The following is a 17,690-nucleotide window of genomic DNA, read 5'->3' on the forward strand; positions in this document are numbered from 1 at the left end:
GGAATCACCATGGCTAACTACTTCAACACACTGAATTTGCGTCAGCAGCTGGCGCAACTGGGTAAATGTCGCTTTATGGGCCGCGACGAATTTGCCGATGGTGCAAGCTACCTTCAGGGTAAAAAAGTGGTCATCGTCGGCTGTGGCGCGCAGGGCCTGAACCAGGGTCTGAACATGCGTGATTCCGGGCTGGATATCTCCTATGCGCTGCGTAAAGAGGCGATTGCTGAGAAGCGCGCGTCCTGGCGTAAAGCGACGGAAAACGGCTTCAAAGTGGGCACTTACGAGGAGCTGATCCCGCAGGCGGATCTGGTGGTTAACCTGACGCCAGACAAACAGCACTCCGACGTGGTGCGCTCTGTACAACCGCTGATGAAAGACGGCGCAGCGCTGGGTTACTCTCACGGCTTCAACATTGTTGAAGTGGGCGAGCAGATCCGTAAAGACATCACCGTGGTGATGGTAGCGCCGAAGTGTCCGGGTACCGAAGTGCGTGAAGAGTACAAACGTGGTTTCGGCGTGCCGACGCTTATCGCGGTTCACCCGGAAAACGATCCGAAAGGCGAAGGCATGGCGATTGCGAAAGCCTGGGCTGCGGCGACCGGTGGTCATCGTGCGGGTGTACTGGAATCCTCTTTCGTTGCGGAAGTGAAATCGGACCTGATGGGCGAGCAGACCATTCTGTGCGGTATGCTGCAGGCCGGTTCTCTGTTGTGCTTCGATAAGCTGGTGGAAGAAGGCACCGATCCGGCCTATGCCGAAAAACTGATTCAGTTCGGCTGGGAAACCATCACCGAAGCGCTGAAGCAGGGCGGTATCACGCTGATGATGGACCGCCTGTCCAACCCGGCGAAACTGCGCGCTTACGCACTCTCCGAACAGCTGAAAGCGATTATGGCACCGCTGTTCCAGAAACATATGGACGACATCATCTCCGGTGAGTTCTCTTCCGGCATGATGGCGGACTGGGCCAACGACGATAAGAAACTGCTGACCTGGCGTGAAGAGACCGGTAAAACCGCGTTTGAAACCGCCCCGCAGTTTGACGGAAAAATCGGCGAGCAGGAGTACTTCGATAAAGGCGTACTGATGATCGCCATGGTGAAAGCGGGCGTTGAGCTGGCGTTTGAAACGATGGTGGATTCCGGCATCATTGAAGAATCTGCGTACTACGAATCACTGCACGAGCTGCCGCTGATTGCGAACACCATCGCGCGTAAGCGTCTGTACGAAATGAACGTGGTCATTTCTGATACCGCAGAATACGGTAACTACCTGTTCTCTTACGCTTGCGTACCGCTGCTCAAAGAGTTCATGACCACGCTGCAGGCAGGCGATTTGGGTAAAGCGATCGCCGAAGGCGCGGTGGATAACGCGCAGTTGCGTGATGTGAACGAAGCCATCCGCAGCCATGCTATCGAGCAGGTAGGTAAGAAACTGCGTGGGTATATGACGGATATGAAGCGCATTGCTGTTGCGGGTTAAGGCCTGACAAGAATTGCCGGATGGCGCTACGCTTATCCGGCCTACGAAACGGTCATTTTTTTGTAGGCCGGATAAGGCGTTTACGCCGTCATCCGGCAAAAAAAGCCCAGAGTCTGAACGCTCTGGGCTTTTGCTTAGTTACGGTACAGCACTTTAATGATGTGGTAACCGAACTGGGTGTGCAGCGGGCCGGTAGGCTCCAGCACCGGGCAGGAAAAGACCACTTTATCGAACGCCGGAACCATCTGGCCCTGACGGAATTCGCCTAAGTCACCGCCTCTTTTGCCTGACGGGCAGATAGAGTGTTTCTTCGCCAGTTTGCCGAAGTCGGCGCCGTTTTTAATCTGTTCCAGAAGATCCTGTGCCAGTTTCTCTTCTTTAACCAGGATATGCAGTGCTGCTGCGGTTTTTGCCATTATTACGTTCTCATGTCTCAAAGGTTGCCCGCCACTTTATCATTCCTCTGGGCGTCAGACATATACTCTTCGCCAGCGCAGGACAGATGTCTCATCGGGTGTATTGAATCGGGAGATAGACAGCACTTTCGTCGGGTGTATTCCTGAGAGGCGGGACAGCGGTCCTGTCTTTCCGTCAGTGGAGAGAGATAACATGGACACAATGAAAAAAGCAGATTTTTCAGGCGACTGGCTTATCGGGTTAACTCAGGTTGTACATGACCCTCTGTTGTATGAACTCCTCAAATACTGCCCGCTGGAGGTCATGCAGCGCTGGCGTTTTGACGATATCCCGTGCGGCGCGCTGATTTGTCGTCAGGGCGAGGTCTGTCGACAGTTTTCACTGATTGTATCAGGTGAAGTGGATGTCTTTTACGAGGCTGAAGATGGTCGTCGTTATCGACAGGCGCATTACTGCAAAGGTGACATGCTGGGAGAGCTGGAGATATTTGAGTCGCGGCATTACATCTGCTCGGTGGTGGCTGTGGGTCATGTCCAGCTGCTAAGTCTGTCGCAGGAACATTTTAGTCACTGGCTGGCTCTGGATAATCATTTCAACCAGCGAATGTTGCGCTTCTTTAGTCAGCAATATTATCAGCTGTCGAAAAAGGCCAGTAGCGACAATTTATATTCACTGCACCAGCGGGTATGCCAGGCATTATGGCTGCGATATCAACACAATAAATCGACGTCTATTTTGTTGGATAAACAAAATCTGAGTCAGGAATTTGCAGCAACTACACGCAGTATTAACCGTATTTTGCACGATCTTAAATCATTGAAAATTATTGATAGCGATGGGGATCGTATTGTTCTGCTGGCTCCTGAAAAACTGAAGCAGGAGGCGGAGAGTTAAACGCCCTGGGGCGTAAGGAGACGAGAGATGCAACCCCATATTCGATTAAGCAAAAGCATGACGAGGGCAAAGTATGCGCTATTGCCTGGCGATCCTGAACGGGTGGATCGGATAGTCCGTTTCCTTGATAACCCCGAAATGCTGGGACAAAACCGGGAGTTTCGCGCGGCGCGTGGTGAATATAAGGGCGTTGAAATTCTGGTGCTATCGACGGGAATAGGCGGACCCTCGACCGCTATCGCGGTTGAGGAGTTACGCCAGATTGGCATCGACACGCTGATCCGGATCGGAAGTTGCGGAGCATTGCAGGATACGCTGGCGCTGGGCGAGGTGATTATCGCCCACGGCGCGGTCGCGGATGATGGCACCAGTAAAACCTATGCGCCAGCCAGCTATCCGGCATGTGCGGATCCGCAACTTACGGCAACGCTGATGCAGCTGGCGTTGCAAATGAACATTCCCGCGAGTTGTGGACTGGTGCGCAGCCACGACAGTTTTTACACCGACCGCGAGGCTGAACTGGATGCCGAATGGTCCGCCCGCGGTATCCTTGGCGCCGATATGGAGACGGCCGCACTGATGGTGGTCGGTGCATTACGCGGGTTACGTACGGCGTCGTTGCTCAATGTGGTTGTCGCCCATAACGGCTGTCTGGACAGCAGTATCAACAATTATGTGCAACAAGAAACGCTGTGTCAGCAGGGGGAAGTTCATCAGATTTCCCTGGCGTTACAGGCCATTTACTTCGACAGTCAGCAAGGAGAGCAATGATGGACTTTTTCAGTATTAACAACGTAATGGTCAACATTCCTCTCGGAGAGGGCGGGTACGCACTCTCATGGATTGAGGCGATCGGTACCGTTTTTGGTTTACTGTGTATCTGGTGCGCCAGCAGGGAAAAAATTATTAATTACCTGTTCGGCCTGATTAACGTCACCCTGTTTGCCGCAATCTTTTTCCAGATCCAACTGTATGCCAGTTTGCTGCTTCAGGTGTTCTTCTTTGCGGCGAATATCTACGGCTGGTATGCGTGGAGTCGCCAGAATGAGGAACAAGAGGCGGCGTTGAAGGTTCGCTGGCTTTCCCGGCAGCAAACGCTGGTGCTGGGCAGTGTCTGCATTGTCGCTATCCTGTTGATGACGTTGTTTATTGATCCGGTATTTGCGACGCTCACCCGGATCATGATTGCGCTGTTGCACACCGTGGGGATGTCAGTGGCAATGCCTGAACTACAGCCGGATGCTTTCCCGTTCTGGGATTCTACTATGCTGGTGCTGTCGATTGCCGCAATGGTGTTAATGACCCGCAAGTATGTGGAAAACTGGTTGCTGTGGGTGCTCATTGATGTCATTAGCGTGGTGATTTATGCGGTTCAGGGCGTTTATGCCATGTCGCTTGAGTATGTTCTGCTGACAGCCATTGCGGTGATGGGTTCTTACAGCTGGATTCTGAGCGCGAAACGTAACGGCTATACGCCACTCGCTGCCAGCGCATCCTGATTGATATTTTTCAGGCTGCCTGACAGGCAGCCTCAGACCGCTGACAAAGAAGGATAAAACGTGGTTTTTCCTTCTTTGTGGTTATCAGCCGAAAATCAATACATTGATTTTCCTGGTTTATAATTAGGTTATCTCTGCTTACCCGGTATCGGGATGAGGTTTGTCATCACTCTCAGGCTGCCTGACAGGCAGCCTGTTACTCCCTTGGCCTCGCTTTCTGCTACAATTCGTCCCCCGTTCGAAGATTGAGCACTTTTTCCTATGCGTTTAAATCCCGGCCAACAACAAGCTGTCGAATTCGTCACCGGACCTTGCCTGGTGCTGGCGGGTGCGGGTTCCGGTAAGACTCGCGTTATCACCAATAAGATTGCTCACCTGATCCGTGGCTGCGGCTATCAGGCGCGGCACATTGCGGCTGTGACTTTTACCAACAAAGCGGCGCGTGAGATGAAAGAGCGTGTCGGACAGACGTTGGGGCGCAAAGAAGCGCGCGGGTTAATGATCTCCACTTTCCATACGCTGGGGCTGGAGGTGATTAAACGCGAATACGCCGCGCTGGGGATGAAATCGAATTTCTCGCTGTTTGACGATACGGACCAGGTTGCGCTGCTAAAAGACCTGACGGAAGGGCTGATTGAAGACGACAAAGTTGTGCTGCAACAGCTGATATCGACAATCTCAAACTGGAAGAACGATCTCAAAACGCCGGCGCAGGCGGCAGCCAGTGCGAAAGGCGAACGCGATCGTATCTTCGCGCACTGCTACGGTCTGTACGATGCGCATATGAAAGCCTGTAACGTCCTCGACTTTGACGATCTGATTTTGCTGCCGACGTTGCTGCTACAGCGCAATGAAGAAGTGCGCGAGCGCTGGCAGAACAAGATTCGCTACCTGCTGGTGGATGAATATCAGGATACCAACACCAGTCAGTACGAGCTGGTGAAACTGCTGGTGGGAAACCGGGCGCGATTCACCGTCGTGGGTGATGACGATCAGTCGATCTACTCCTGGCGCGGTGCGCGTCCGCAAAATCTGGTGCTGTTAAGTCAGGATTTCCCGGCGTTACAGGTGATCAAACTGGAGCAAAACTACCGCTCTTCCGGGCGGATCCTGAAGGCGGCGAACATCCTCATTGCCAACAACCCTCACGTTTTTGAAAAGCGTCTCTTTTCCGAACTGGGATACGGCGCAGAGCTCAAAGTCCTGAGTGCGAATAATGAGGAACACGAAGCCGAGCGGGTGACCGGGGAGCTGATCGCCCATCACTTTGTGAATAAAACGGAATATAAAGATTACGCCATTCTGTATCGTGGCAATCACCAGGCGCGGGTGTTTGAAAAATTCCTCATGCAGAACCGTATTCCATACAAAATCTCCGGCGGGACGTCGTTCTTCTCACGCCCGGAGATTAAAGATTTGCTGGCTTATCTACGGGTATTGACCAACCCGGATGATGACAGCGCGTTCCTGCGGATTGTGAATACGCCAAAACGTGAAATCGGCCCCGCCACGCTGCAAAAGCTGGGCGAATGGGCGATGACACGTAACAAAAGCCTGTTTACCGCCAGTTTTGATTTGGGATTGAGCCAGACGCTCACCGGGCGCGGCTATGACTCGCTCACCCGTTTTACCCACTGGCTGGGCGATGTTCAAAGGCTGGCTGAACGTGAGCCGATCGCCGCCGTCCGCGATCTCATCCACGGAATAGATTACGAATCCTGGCTTTATGAAACCTCCCCCAGCCCAAAAGCGGCTGAAATGCGTATGAAAAACGTCAACCAGCTGTTTAGCTGGATGACCGAAATGCTGGAAGGAAGCGAACTGGATGAGCCCATGACGCTCACTCAGGTTGTCACGCGTTTCACGCTGCGCGACATGATGGAGCGCGGCGAGAGTGAGGAAGAGCTGGACCAGGTGCAACTGATGACGCTGCACGCCTCGAAAGGGCTGGAGTTCCCGTATGTGTTTATGGTGGGAATGGAAGAAGGATTCCTGCCACACCAGAGCAGTATCGATGAAGACAACATCGACGAAGAGCGACGCCTGGCCTATGTTGGGATCACCCGTGCGCAGAAAGAGCTGATTTTTACGCTGTGTAAAGAGCGGCGTCAGTATGGTGAACTGGTGCGCCCGGAGCCGAGCCGCTTCCTGCTGGAGTTACCGCAGGACGATCTGATCTGGGAGCAGGAGCGTAAAGTGGTGAGCGCCGAAGAGCGAATGCAGAAAGGGCAAAGCCATTTGGCGAATCTGAAAGCCATGATGGCGGCAAAGCGCGGCCAATAAAATAATGCCGGGTGGCGGCTTCGCCTTACCCGGCCTACAATTTATTTATATATCAAAGAATTGAAAAATCTCTCTGTAGGTCGGATAAGCGTAGCGCCATCCGACATCAGGTTTACCCGCCGCTTTCTTACTGTACTTCTAAAGGCCAGTGGACATAGCTCTGCCACTGGCTTTCTTGTTCAATCAACTCTTTCCCAAGCGGATGCTGTTCCAGCCAGTCCGGCGGCAGCGTTAAGGCGAGAATTTCATTCGACGCCTGCAGCGTAATGGCCGGCACCAGATCGTCACGACGGCGGCTGGCAAAGATAATCGCCAGTCTGAGCAGACGGCAGAGATGCTCCGCCACGCGCGGCGGTACGGCGTTTTGCTGATGTAACGACGAGAGATCGACCGGGTTGGTCTGATTTAACAGCAGCGTGGCGAGCAGTTTTTTCTGTGCAGGTGTGAAGCCCGGCAAATCCAGATTGCGAACCAGATAGGCGGCATGCGAAGGCGCTTGCTTGAAATCAACGCTCAGGCCTATCTCATGCAGTTGGCAGGCGCTGATCAGCAGTTCGCGACTGATCGGCTCAAGATGCCACTCATTTTCTACCTGATCGAGAAAACTCACCGCCAGATTCGCGACGCGATGCGCCTGTTCGGTATCTACCATAAACCGGCGTTGAATGTTACGCAGCGTGCGGCTGCGAATATCCTGATCCACTGCGAGATGCAGCATTCCGTAGACCAGTCCTTCGCGCAACGCCCCACCGGCCAGGGTCATGCATTGAATATTAAGTTCGGTGAAGATCGCGATCAGAATGGCCAACCCGCTGGGGAACACCAGCGCGCGTTCCAGAGTTAACCCTTCAATTTCCAGCTCTTCCAGACGGCCACAGTGAATGGCTCGCTGTTTCAACTGCTGCAATTTTGCCAGCGTGATGCGCTCATCCATCCCCTGCGCCATCATGATTTCCTGCAACGCCTGAACGGTACCGGAGGCTCCGACGCAGACTTTCCAGCCATGATAGCGAAGTTCATCGGCAACCGGACGCAGCACATCTCGCGCGGCTTTTTCCGCTTCGTCGAAATTTTCTTGCGCCAGATTGCGATCGGTAAAGTAGCGTTCAAGCCAGGTGACACAGCCCATCGACAGGCTGAACAACGAGGTGGTTTGTGCGCCTGTTCCGGTGACCAGTTCGGTGCTGGCACCGCCAATATCGACGACCAGACGCTGATCCGCTCCGCCAGTGGTGTGCGCCACGCCCTGATAAATCAGGCGCGCTTCTTCTTCACCGCTGATGACCTGAACCGAACAACCGAGGATTTCCTGCGCTTTAGCGATAAACTCGCTGGCATTCACTGCGATACGCAAGGTTGCCGTGGCGACCACGCGGATTTGAGGCTGTGGAATATCCTGAAGGCGCTCAGCGAACAGACGCAGGCATTGCCAACCGCGCTCCATTGCATCAGCAGAAAGGACATTGTTACTGTTCAGACCGGCGGCCAGACGCACTTTGCGTTTAATGCGCGTGAGCGTCTGGATACTGCCCGCTACCTCGCGTACTACCAGCATATGAAAACTATTGGAACCGAGATCAATGGCTGCGTACAACGAGGTAGAGTTCATACACTTCATCCTTCAACCTGTATCTGTGTTGGCTGCATTCTCTCACCCGAATCACTGACTAAAGTAAGCTCATCGTGATGCGTTTTCTTGCCGCCTTGATACAGGCTGAATAATTTTGTGTATGGCATAACTTTTCTTAACCTGAGCGACGACGATTACGCGGGGCTCCGCCAGAGCGACGCGGGCCATTGCCAGGACGCGTGCGCGTCAGGCGCAGCGGCTTCGGCAGGTTGTTCATCAACGCATCCGGATTATATTTACTCACCGGAATTGAGTGACCAATGTAGGTTTCAATTGCGGGCAGGTTCAGGGCGTACTCTTCACAGGCCAGGCTGATGGAGTGACCGCTTGCGCCAGCACGGCCCGTACGACCAATACGGTGTACGTAGTCTTCGCAATCGTCCGGCAGATCGTAGTTAAAGACGTGCGTGACGGCAGGAATGTGCAGGCCGCGCGCGGCGACGTCGGTCGCTACCAGAATATCCAGATCGCCACGGGTGAATTCGTCGAGGATACGCAGACGTTTTTTCTGCGCTACGTCGCCAGTCAGCAAGCCGACGCGATGACCGTCAGCGGCAAGGCTACCCCAGATATCTTCGCAACGGTGTTTGGTGTTCGCGAAGACGATGGCGCGATCCGGCCACTCTTCTTCGATCAGCGTTTGCAGTAAGCGCATTTTCTCTTCGTTAGACGGATAGAAAAGCTCTTCTTTAATACGGTGACCCGTTTTTTGTTCCGGCTCGACTTCAACGTATTCGGCGTTGTTCATTTGTTCGAACGCCAGTTCACGCACGCGGTAAGAAAGGGTGGCAGAGAACAACATGTTCAGGCGCTGGTTGGCCGGCGGCATGCGGCGGAACAGCCAGCGGATATCTTTAATAAAGCCCAGATCGTACATGCGATCGGCTTCATCGAGGACCACCACCTGGATGGCGCCCAGATTGATGTGATTCTGTTTCGCGTAGTCGATCAGACGACCCGTGGTGCCGATTAAAATATCGACGCCGCTTTCCAGCACTTTCAGCTGTTTGTCGTAACCGTCACCGCCGTAAGCGAGGCCCAGCTTCAGACCGGTCGTCTGTGCCAGCGGCTCGGCATCGGCGTGGATCTGCACGGCTAACTCACGCGTCGGCGCCATAATTAAGGCACGTGGCTGGTTCACCTTGCGATCGTCAATCGCGGGATGAGAGAGAAGATAATGAAACGTTGACGTCAGGAACGCCATCGTTTTTCCGGTACCGGTTTGCGCCTGCCCTGCAACATCGCGACCAGCCAGCGTAAGCGGCAGTGCGAGGGCCTGAATGGGCGTGCAGTTATGAAAGCCTTTATTTTCAAGGGCTTCAATAACCTTTGGGTGCAGGGCGAAGTCGGAAAACTTCTGTTCTGTTAAATGTGTTTTGCTCATAGTGTGGTAGAATATCAGCTTACTATTGCTTTACGAAAGCGTATCCGGTGAAATAAAGTCAACCTTTAGTTGGTTAATGCTATACACAAATCATTCATGATGCGTCGAGGCGGCAAGCAAATGCGTCCACAGGAGCGTACAGAGTACGTGACTGGGGCGATGAGCGAAGCCAACAAAGAGGCCGCTTGAAGGATGATGTTGTATATACCAACACACCAGGCTTTTTCCTGTGGAGTTTATATGAGCGATAAAATTATTCACCTGACTGACGACAGTTTTGACACGGATGTACTCAAAGCGGACGGGGCGATCCTCGTTGATTTCTGGGCAGAGTGGTGCGGACCGTGCAAAATGATCGCCCCGATTCTGGATGAAATCGCTGACGAATATCAGGGTAAATTGACGGTTGCTAAACTGAACATTGACCAAAACCCAGGCACCGCGCCGAAGTATGGTATCCGTGGCATCCCGACCCTGCTGCTGTTTAAAAACGGTGAAGTTGCAGCAACCAAAGTGGGCGCACTGTCCAAAGGTCAGTTGAAAGAGTTCCTCGACGCTAACCTGGCGTAAGCCGGACGTCTCATGTTCGGGCGACCAGGATCCTAAATGATTCGGATGACTGGACGCCCGACGTGAGTCGTGCTAAGTTAGTGTTGACTTCGAATTAAACATACCTTATTTAAGTTTGAATCTTGATAACTCCAATACTTCCCGTTTTTTCTCGCACGAGAAGTGGACAGATTCCTGGCTTATCATTCAATCCGTCTTGTCGTTTCAGTTCTGCGTACTTTCCTGTGACCAGACAGCGAACAGACATGAGTTGATGGCCGCAAACAGGCATGGATGACCCTGCCATACCATTCACAACATTAAGTTCGAGATTTACCCCAAGTTTAAGAACTCACACCACTATGAATCTTACCGAATTAAAGAATACGCCGGTTTCTGAGCTGATCACTCTCGGCGAAAATATGGGGCTGGAAAACCTGGCTCGTATGCGTAAGCAGGACATTATTTTTGCCATCCTGAAGCAGCACGCAAAGAGTGGCGAAGATATCTTTGGTGACGGTGTGCTGGAGATATTGCAGGATGGATTTGGTTTCCTCCGTTCTGCAGACAGCTCCTATCTCGCCGGTCCTGATGACATCTACGTTTCCCCCAGCCAAATCCGCCGTTTCAACCTCCGCACTGGTGATACCATTTCTGGTAAGATTCGCCCGCCAAAAGAAGGCGAACGCTACTTTGCGCTGCTGAAAGTTAACGAAGTTAACTATGACAAACCGGAAAACGCCCGTAACAAAATTCTCTTCGAAAACTTAACCCCGCTGCACGCAAACTCTCGTCTGCGTATGGAACGTGGTAACGGTTCTACTGAAGACTTAACGGCGCGCGTTCTGGATCTGGCTTCGCCAATCGGTCGTGGTCAGCGTGGTCTGATCGTCGCACCGCCGAAAGCCGGTAAAACCATGCTGCTGCAAAACATTGCGCAGAGCATCGCTTACAACCACCCAGACTGTGTGCTGATGGTGCTGCTTATCGACGAACGTCCGGAAGAAGTGACCGAGATGCAGCGTCTGGTGAAAGGTGAAGTTGTTGCTTCTACCTTTGACGAACCGGCATCCCGTCACGTTCAGGTTGCGGAAATGGTTATCGAGAAAGCGAAACGTCTGGTTGAACATAAAAAAGACGTTATCATTCTGCTCGACTCCATCACCCGTCTGGCGCGCGCTTACAACACCGTGGTTCCGGCTTCCGGTAAAGTGCTGACCGGTGGTGTGGACGCTAACGCCCTGCATCGTCCGAAGCGTTTCTTCGGTGCGGCACGTAACGTGGAAGAGGGCGGCAGCCTGACCATCATCGCCACGGCGCTGATCGATACCGGTTCTAAGATGGATGAAGTTATCTACGAAGAGTTTAAAGGCACCGGTAACATGGAGCTGCACCTCTCTCGTAAGATTGCTGAAAAACGCGTCTTCCCGGCTATCGACTACAACCGTTCCGGTACCCGTAAAGAAGAGCTGCTCACCACTCAGGAAGAGCTGCAGAAAATGTGGATCCTGCGTAAGATTATTCACCCGATGGGCGAAATCGACGCAATGGAATTCCTCATTAATAAACTGGCGATGACCAAGACTAACGACGACTTCTTCGACATGATGAAGCGCTCGTAAACTCGCTCTCAGCCGAAAACGCCACGTTTTTACGTGGCGTTTTGCTTTTATGTCTGTAATCTTAACGACAAGCAAACAAATAATGGGTTATCACCCCCCGTCGCGTGCACGTCAGTCATCAAGTGCGACGCATGGTTAATAATTATACAAAACAGACGGTTCGGGATGGAGTTTCCCTTCTGAATACAGACCGTCGTGGTTATACTTCTGCTAATAATTTTCTCTGAGAGCACGCATTGTGAATTTACTGACAGTCAGTACTGATCTCATCAGTATTTTTTTATTCACGACACTGTTCCTGTTTTTTGCACGCAAGGTCGCAAAAAAGGTCGGTTTAGTGGATAAACCCAACTTCCGTAAACGCCACCAGGGATTGATACCGTTGGTTGGGGGCATCTCAGTTTATGCGGGGATTTGTTTCACATTCAGCATTGTGAATGTTTATATTCCCCATGCGGCTCTCTATCTGGCTTGTGCCGGTGTACTGGTCTTTATCGGCGCACTGGACGATCGCTTTGATATTAGCGTAAAAATTCGTGCCACCATTCAGGCCGCTATCGGCGTGATCATGATGGTGGTGGGCAAGCTTTACCTCAGTAGCCTCGGCTATATCTTTGGTCCGTGGGAGATGGTGCTCGGGCCATTTGGTTATTTCCTCACACTCTTCGCCGTATGGGCTGCGATCAACGCATTCAACATGGTGGATGGTATCGACGGCTTATTAGGCGGACTCTCAAGCGTCTCATTTGCCGCGATGGGACTTATCCTGTGGTTTGATGGACAGACAAGTCTGGCTATCTGGTGCTTTGCCATGATCGCCGCCATCCTGCCATATATTCTGCTGAACCTCGGTGCACTCGGCCGTCGCTATAAAGTGTTTATGGGCGACGCTGGCAGCACGCTGATTGGTTTTACCGTTATCTGGATCCTGCTAGAAACTACCCAGGGGAAAACGCACCCGATAAGCCCGGTGACCGCACTGTGGATCATCGCCATTCCGCTGATGGATATGGTGGCCATCATGTACCGTCGTCTGCGTAAAGGGATGAGCCCGTTCTCGCCAGACCGTCAGCATATTCATCATTTGATCATGCGCGCAGGCTTTACTTCACGTCAGGCGTTTGTCCTGATCACGCTTGCCGCCGCGATACTGGCCTCGATTGGCGTGCTTGCGGAATATTCTCATTTTGTCCCGGAATGGGCCATGTTGGTGCTCTTTTTGCTAGCATTCTTCCTCTACGGTTACTGCATTAAACGTGCCTGGAAGGTGGCGAGGTTCATCAAACGCATGAAGCGCAGATTACGAAGAAACCGTGATAACAATCCGAAATTAACCAAGTAAATGAGGGTGCGATGACTCAACCATTGCCGGGGGCACACGCTGTGAGCGCTGAGAATGAACTGGATATACGTGGGTTGTTTCGTACCTTGTGGGCCGGGAAGGTGTGGATTGTCGGTATCGCGCTGTTATTCGCGCTGATCGCGCTGGCGTATACTTTTTTTGCTCGTCAGGAGTGGAGTGCGACCGCAATCTCCGATCGCCCCACGGTGAATATGCTGGGCGGTTACTATTCCCAGCAGCAGTTTTTGCGGAATCTGGACATAAAAGCCGATAACGCGTCAGGCGATCAACCTTCGGTCATGGATGAAGCTTATAAAGAGTTCGTGATGCAACTGGCCTCCTGGGATACGCGCCGCGACTTCTGGCTGCAAACCGACTACTACAAGCAGCGAATGGTCGGCAACAGCAAAGCCGATGCCGCCATGCTTGATGAGATGATCAATAACATTCAGTTCACCCCCGGTGATTTCGCCCGCGCGATTAACGACAGCGTCAAACTCATTGCCGAAACCGCGCCTGATGCGAACAATTTGCTGCGTCAGTATGTGGCGTTCTCCAGTCAGCGCGCGGCAAGCCATCTCAACGAAGAACTAAAAGGCGCGTGGGCCGCGCGGACCGTGCAAATGAAGGCGCAGGTCAAACGTCAGGAAGAGGTGGCGAAAGCTATTTTCTCTCGCCGCGTGAGCAGTATTGAGCAGGCGCTTAAGATCGCTGAACAGCACAATATCTCCCGCAGTGCGACCGATGTGCCGGCAGATGAATTACCGGATTCTGAGCTGTTTCTGCTCGGACGTCCGATGCTCCAGGCACGCCTTGAAAATTTACGGGCGGTTGGTCCCTCATTCGACCTGGACTACTTCCAGAATCGAGCCATGCTAAATACATTGAATGTGGGGCCAACTCTGGACCCGCGTTTTCAGACCTATCGCTATTTGCGTACGCCGGAAGAACCGGTAAAACGCGATAGCCCGCGCCGTGCCTTCCTGATGGTGATGTGGGGCATCGTGGGGGGGCTTATCGGCGCAGGTGTTGCGTTAACCCGCCGCCGCACGATTTAGCACGACTGCCGCAGTGAGGGGCTGGGCCCTCACTGACTATTCGAAGAGAATCGATGTGAAAGTACTGACTGTATTTGGCACGCGACCGGAAGCCATAAAAATGGCACCTCTGGTGCATGCGCTGGCAAAGGATCCTGATTTCGACGCAAAAGTCTGCGTCACCGCGCAGCACCGGGAGATGCTCGATCAGGTATTGAACCTCTTTTCTATTGTCCCTGACTACGATCTCAACATCATGCAGCCAGGTCAGGGGTTGACAGAAATTACCTGTCGGATACTGGAAGGGCTGAAGCCTATCCTCGCTGACTTCAAGCCGGATGTGGTGTTGGTTCACGGAGATACCACTACCACCATTGCGACCAGTCTGGCCGCGTTTTACCAGCGCATACCGGTAGGTCATGTCGAAGCCGGGCTACGCACTGGCGATCTCTATTCCCCGTGGCCGGAAGAAGCAAACCGTACGCTAACCGGGCATCTGGCGATGTATCACTTTGCACCGACGGAGAACTCACGGCAAAACCTGCTGCGCGAGAACATCGCCGACAGTCGTATCTTTGTCACCGGCAATACGGTGATTGATGCGCTGATCTGGGTGCGCGACCGCGTTCTGGCGAGCAATACGCTGCGTTCAGAACTGGCCGAACAGTATCCGTTCCTCAGCTCTGATAAGAAGCTGATCCTGGTGACCGGTCATCGTCGTGAAAGCTTTGGTCGCGGGTTTGAGCAGATTTGCCATGCCCTGGCGGAGATTGCGGCCGTCAATCAGGATGTGCAGATTGTCTACCCAGTGCACCTGAACCCGAACGTCAGCGAGCCGGTCAACCGTATTCTCGGCCATGTTAAAAACGTGACGCTGATTGAACCGCAGGACTATCTGCCCTTTGTCTGGCTGATGAATCACGCCTGGCTGATTCTGACGGACTCCGGCGGGATTCAGGAAGAGGCCCCGTCACTGGGTAAACCGGTGCTGGTGATGCGCGAAACGACCGAACGCCCCGAGGCCATTACCGCGGGTACTGTGCGTCTGGTGGGGACAGACCCACAGCGCATTGTTGAAGAAGTCACGCGTTTGCTGCATGACGAAAATGAATATCAGACCATGAGCCGCGCCCATAACCCTTACGGTGACGGGCAGGCCTGTGGCCGTATTTTACACGCGTTAAAAAACAATCGGGTATCGCTATGAGTTTTTCTACCATTTCTGTTATTGGGCTGGGATATATCGGTTTGCCGACGGCGGCTGCCTTTGCTTCGCGCCAAAAGCAGGTGATTGGGGTGGACGTTAACCCGCATGCGGTGGAGACCATCAATCGCGGTGAAATCCATATTGTTGAGCCGGATCTGGATAACGTGGTGAAAACAGCGGTGGAAGGCGGCTTCCTGCGCGCCACCACCACGCCCGTTGACGCTGATGCGTATCTGATTGCAGTGCCGACGCCGTTTAAAGGCGAACATGAGCCGGACATGACCTATGTCGAAGCGGCGGCGAAATCCGTTGCGCCGGTGCTGAAAAAGGGCGCGCTGGTGATCCTCGAGTCGACCTCTCCGGTCGGTGCGACCGAACAGATGGCGGCGTGGCTGGCAGAAATGCGCCCGGATCTCACTTTCCCGCAACAGGCTGGAGAGCAGGCGGATGTGAATATCGCCTATTGTCCTGAGCGTGTGCTGCCGGGGCAGGTGATGGTGGAACTGATCAAGAATGACCGGGTGATCGGCGGCATGACGCCGGTGTGCTCGGCGCGCGCCAGTGAACTGTACAAGATATTCCTTGAAGGCGAGTGCGTGGTGACGAATTCCCGTACGGCAGAAATGTGTAAGCTGACGGAAAACAGCTTCCGCGACGTCAATATCGCCTTTGCCAACGAACTGTCGCTGATTTGCGCCGAGCAGGGGATTAACGTCTGGGAGCTGATTCGCCTGGCGAACCGCCATCCGCGTGTCAACATTCTCCAGCCGGGACCGGGCGTCGGCGGGCACTGTATTGCTGTCGATCCGTGGTTTATTGTGGCGCAGAATCCGCAGCAGTCGCGTCTGATTCGTACCGCGCGTGAAGTGAACGACAGCAAACCGCACTGGGTTGTCGGTCAGGTCAAAGCCGCCGTTGCGGACTGCCTGGCGGCGACGGACAAGCGCGCCAGCGAAGTGAAAATCGCCTGCTTCGGCCTTGCATTCAAACCCAATATCGACGATCTGCGTGAAAGCCCGGCGATGGGGATCGCGAAAAGTATCGCCCAGTGGCACAGCGGTGAAACGCTGGTGGTGGAACCGAATATCCACCAACTGCCGAAAAAGCTGGATGGTCTTTGCACACTGGCAGAACTTAACGATGCGCTGGCCACTGCCGACGTGCTGGTGATGTTGGTCGATCACAGCCCGTTTAAAGCCATCCCGGGTGATGCCGTGCATCAGCAGTACATCGTGGATACCAAAGGAGTGTGGCGTTAATGAAACGGATTCTGGTGACTGGTGGCGCAGGTTTCATCGGTTCAGCGGTGGTACGGCATATCATTAATGAGACGGCGGATGCGGTGGTGGTGGTGGATAAACTCACCTACGCCGGCAATCTGATGTCGCTGGCGCCGGTAGCGCAGAGCGAGCGCTTTGCCTTCGAGAAAGTGGATATTTGCGATCGCGCCTCGCTGGATCGGGTTTTTCAACAGTATCAGCCAGACTGCGTGATGCATCTGGCTGCCGAAAGCCATGTCGATCGCTCTATCGACGGCCCGGCGGCGTTTATCGAAACCAACATTGTTGGTACCTACACGCTGCTGGAAGCGGCGCGGGCGTACTGGGGTGAACGGGCTGATGAGAAAAAATCGGCGTTTCGCTTCCATCATATCTCGACGGATGAAGTGTATGGCGATTTGCACTCGACGGATGATTTCTTTACTGAGACGACGCCGTACGCCCCAAGCAGCCCCTATTCCGCGTCAAAAGCCAGTAGCGATCACCTGGTGCGCGCCTGGCTGCGTACCTACGGCTTCCCGACGCTTATCACCAACTGCTCTAACAACTATGGCCCATACCACTTCCCGGAAAAACTGATCCCGTTGATGACGCTCAATGCGCTGGCGGGTAAACCGCTGCCCGTGTATGGCAACGGACAGCAGATCCGCGACTGGCTCTATGTGGACGATCACGCCAGAGCGCTGTACTGCGTGGCGACCACCGGGGAAATCGGTGAAACGTATAACATCGGCGGTCATAACGAGCGTAAGAATCTGGATGTGGTTGAGACGATTTGCGACCTGCTGGAAGAACTGGCACCGAACAAACCGCAGGGTATCGCGCACTACCGCGACCTGATTACCTTTGTGGACGATCGTCCTGGTCACGACTTACGTTACGCCATTGACGCGTCGAAAATCGCCCGTGAGCTTGGCTGGACGCCGCAGGAAACCTTTGAAAGCGGTATGCGTAAAACCGTGCAGTGGTATCTGGCGAATGAGGCCTGGTGGAAGCCCGTGCAGGATGGCAGCTATCAGGGCCAACGTTTGGGTCTGAAGGGGTGATTACCCGGAGGAAGA

16 protein-coding genes are annotated in these 17,690 nt (G+C 53.5%); 13 read left to right on the plus strand and 3 right to left on the minus strand.

What is annotated here, in order from left to right:
* Window positions 1-9 precede the first annotated feature (9 nt).
* Window positions 10-1,485 (plus strand): ketol-acid reductoisomerase, encoded by a 1,476-nt coding sequence (ilvC, locus tag GBC03_04715; protein ID QFS69559.1) that lies wholly within the window; start codon window positions 10-12, stop codon window positions 1,483-1,485.
* 134 nt (window positions 1,486-1,619) lie between these two features.
* Here the strand turns inward: ilvC and GBC03_04720 are convergent, their stop codons facing one another.
* On the minus strand, window positions 1,620-1,901 hold the full coding sequence (locus GBC03_04720; protein ID QFS69560.1) for a peptidylprolyl isomerase C: 282 nt from the start codon (window positions 1,899-1,901) through the stop codon (window positions 1,620-1,622).
* A 193-nt stretch (window positions 1,902-2,094) separates the two neighbouring features.
* Between GBC03_04720 and GBC03_04725 the strand changes: the two genes are divergently transcribed.
* The 4 genes from GBC03_04725 to rep all read left to right on the plus strand — a co-directional run bounded on the left by GBC03_04725 (window position 2,095) and on the right by rep (window position 6,578).
* The gene (locus GBC03_04725) at window positions 2,095-2,796 is read left to right on the plus strand and encodes a cyclic nucleotide-binding domain-containing protein (GenBank protein QFS69561.1); all 702 of its coding nucleotides are present in this window, start codon (window positions 2,095-2,097) and stop codon (window positions 2,794-2,796) included.
* Window positions 2,797-2,823: 27 nt separating this feature from the next.
* The gene (locus GBC03_04730; GenBank protein QFS69562.1) at window positions 2,824-3,567 is read left to right on the plus strand and encodes a nucleoside phosphorylase; all 744 of its coding nucleotides are present in this window, start codon (window positions 2,824-2,826) and stop codon (window positions 3,565-3,567) included.
* Entirely contained in the window at window positions 3,567-4,295 is a 729-nt protein-coding gene (pnuC, locus tag GBC03_04735; protein QFS73916.1) for a nicotinamide riboside transporter PnuC, read from the plus strand. The genes GBC03_04730 and pnuC overlap by 1 nt, the downstream gene beginning before the upstream one ends.
* A gap of 261 nt (window positions 4,296-4,556) precedes the next feature.
* Window positions 4,557-6,578 (plus strand): DNA helicase Rep, encoded by a 2,022-nt coding sequence (gene rep, locus GBC03_04740; GenBank protein ID QFS69563.1) that lies wholly within the window; start codon window positions 4,557-4,559, stop codon window positions 6,576-6,578.
* 127 nt (window positions 6,579-6,705) lie between these two features.
* Here the strand turns inward: rep and gppA are convergent, their stop codons facing one another.
* A complete protein-coding gene (gene gppA / locus GBC03_04745; protein QFS69564.1) occupies window positions 6,706-8,187 on the minus strand; it encodes a guanosine-5'-triphosphate,3'-diphosphate diphosphatase in 1,482 nt (493 codons plus the stop codon).
* Between the two features lie 136 nt (window positions 8,188-8,323).
* Window positions 8,324-9,592: an ATP-dependent RNA helicase RhlB gene (rhlB, locus tag GBC03_04750; GenBank protein QFS69565.1), complete on the minus strand. Its 1,269-nt coding sequence runs from the start codon at window positions 9,590-9,592 to the stop codon at window positions 8,324-8,326.
* Window positions 9,593-9,832: 240 nt separating this feature from the next.
* On the opposite strand from rhlB, the gene trxA reads away from it, so the two are divergent.
* From trxA to rffG, 8 genes are all read left to right on the plus strand, one after another.
* Window positions 9,833-10,162, plus strand: a complete 330-nt coding sequence (trxA, locus tag GBC03_04755) for a thioredoxin TrxA (GenBank protein QFS69566.1) — start codon at window positions 9,833-9,835, stop codon at window positions 10,160-10,162.
* Window positions 10,163-10,296: 134 nt separating this feature from the next.
* Window positions 10,297-10,416: a rho operon leader peptide gene (locus GBC03_04760; protein QFS73917.1), complete on the plus strand. Its 120-nt coding sequence runs from the start codon at window positions 10,297-10,299 to the stop codon at window positions 10,414-10,416.
* A gap of 87 nt (window positions 10,417-10,503) precedes the next feature.
* Window positions 10,504-11,763 carry a transcription termination factor Rho gene (gene rho, locus GBC03_04765; protein ID QFS69567.1) on the plus strand — a complete coding sequence of 420 codons (1,260 nt, stop codon included), beginning with the start codon at window positions 10,504-10,506 and terminating at the stop codon, window positions 11,761-11,763.
* A 238-nt stretch (window positions 11,764-12,001) separates the two neighbouring features.
* Window positions 12,002-13,105 (plus strand): UDP-N-acetylglucosamine--undecaprenyl-phosphate N-acetylglucosaminephosphotransferase, encoded by a 1,104-nt coding sequence (gene wecA, locus GBC03_04770; GenBank protein ID QFS69568.1) that lies wholly within the window; start codon window positions 12,002-12,004, stop codon window positions 13,103-13,105.
* A gap of 11 nt (window positions 13,106-13,116) precedes the next feature.
* Entirely contained in the window at window positions 13,117-14,163 is a 1,047-nt protein-coding gene (wzzE, locus tag GBC03_04775; protein ID QFS69569.1) for an ECA polysaccharide chain length modulation protein, read from the plus strand.
* Between the two features lie 55 nt (window positions 14,164-14,218).
* Window positions 14,219-15,349, plus strand: a complete 1,131-nt coding sequence (locus GBC03_04780) for a UDP-N-acetylglucosamine 2-epimerase (non-hydrolyzing) (GenBank protein ID QFS69570.1) — start codon at window positions 14,219-14,221, stop codon at window positions 15,347-15,349.
* On the plus strand, window positions 15,346-16,608 hold the full coding sequence (gene wecC / locus GBC03_04785; GenBank protein QFS69571.1) for a UDP-N-acetyl-D-mannosamine dehydrogenase: 1,263 nt from the start codon (window positions 15,346-15,348) through the stop codon (window positions 16,606-16,608). Before GBC03_04780 ends, wecC begins: the two co-directional genes overlap by 4 nt.
* Window positions 16,608-17,675, plus strand: a complete 1,068-nt coding sequence (gene rffG / locus GBC03_04790) for a dTDP-glucose 4,6-dehydratase (protein ID QFS69572.1) — start codon at window positions 16,608-16,610, stop codon at window positions 17,673-17,675. The genes wecC and rffG overlap by 1 nt, the downstream gene beginning before the upstream one ends.
* The last annotated feature ends 15 nt before the right edge of the window (window positions 17,676-17,690 follow it).

Origin of the sequence: Citrobacter telavivensis (genome assembly GCA_009363175.1) — a bacterium.
Lineage (GTDB): Bacteria > Pseudomonadota > Gammaproteobacteria > Enterobacterales > Enterobacteriaceae > Citrobacter_A > Citrobacter_A telavivensis.

Excerpts from the sequence above, each read along its gene's own strand:
- ilvC (QFS69559.1), top strand. The coding sequence starts at position 10 with ATGGCTAACTACTTCAACACACTGAATTTGCGTCAGCAGCTGGCGCAA.
- GBC03_04720 (QFS69560.1), bottom strand. The coding sequence starts at position 1,901 with ATGGCAAAAACCGCAGCAGCACTGCATATCCTGGTTAAAGAAGAGAAA.
- GBC03_04725 (QFS69561.1), top strand. The coding sequence starts at position 2,095 with ATGGACACAATGAAAAAAGCAGATTTTTCAGGCGACTGGCTTATCGGG.
- GBC03_04730 (QFS69562.1), top strand. The coding sequence starts at position 2,824 with ATGCAACCCCATATTCGATTAAGCAAAAGCATGACGAGGGCAAAGTAT.
- pnuC (QFS73916.1), top strand. The coding sequence starts at position 3,567 with ATGGACTTTTTCAGTATTAACAACGTAATGGTCAACATTCCTCTCGGA.
- rep (QFS69563.1), top strand. The coding sequence starts at position 4,557 with ATGCGTTTAAATCCCGGCCAACAACAAGCTGTCGAATTCGTCACCGGA.
- gppA (QFS69564.1), bottom strand. The coding sequence starts at position 8,187 with ATGAACTCTACCTCGTTGTACGCAGCCATTGATCTCGGTTCCAATAGT.
- rhlB (QFS69565.1), bottom strand. The coding sequence starts at position 9,592 with ATGAGCAAAACACATTTAACAGAACAGAAGTTTTCCGACTTCGCCCTG.
- trxA (QFS69566.1), top strand. The coding sequence starts at position 9,833 with ATGAGCGATAAAATTATTCACCTGACTGACGACAGTTTTGACACGGAT.
- rho (QFS69567.1), top strand. The coding sequence starts at position 10,504 with ATGAATCTTACCGAATTAAAGAATACGCCGGTTTCTGAGCTGATCACT.
- wzzE (QFS69569.1), top strand. The coding sequence starts at position 13,117 with ATGACTCAACCATTGCCGGGGGCACACGCTGTGAGCGCTGAGAATGAA.
- wecC (QFS69571.1), top strand. The coding sequence starts at position 15,346 with ATGAGTTTTTCTACCATTTCTGTTATTGGGCTGGGATATATCGGTTTG.
- rffG (QFS69572.1), top strand. The coding sequence starts at position 16,608 with ATGAAACGGATTCTGGTGACTGGTGGCGCAGGTTTCATCGGTTCAGCG.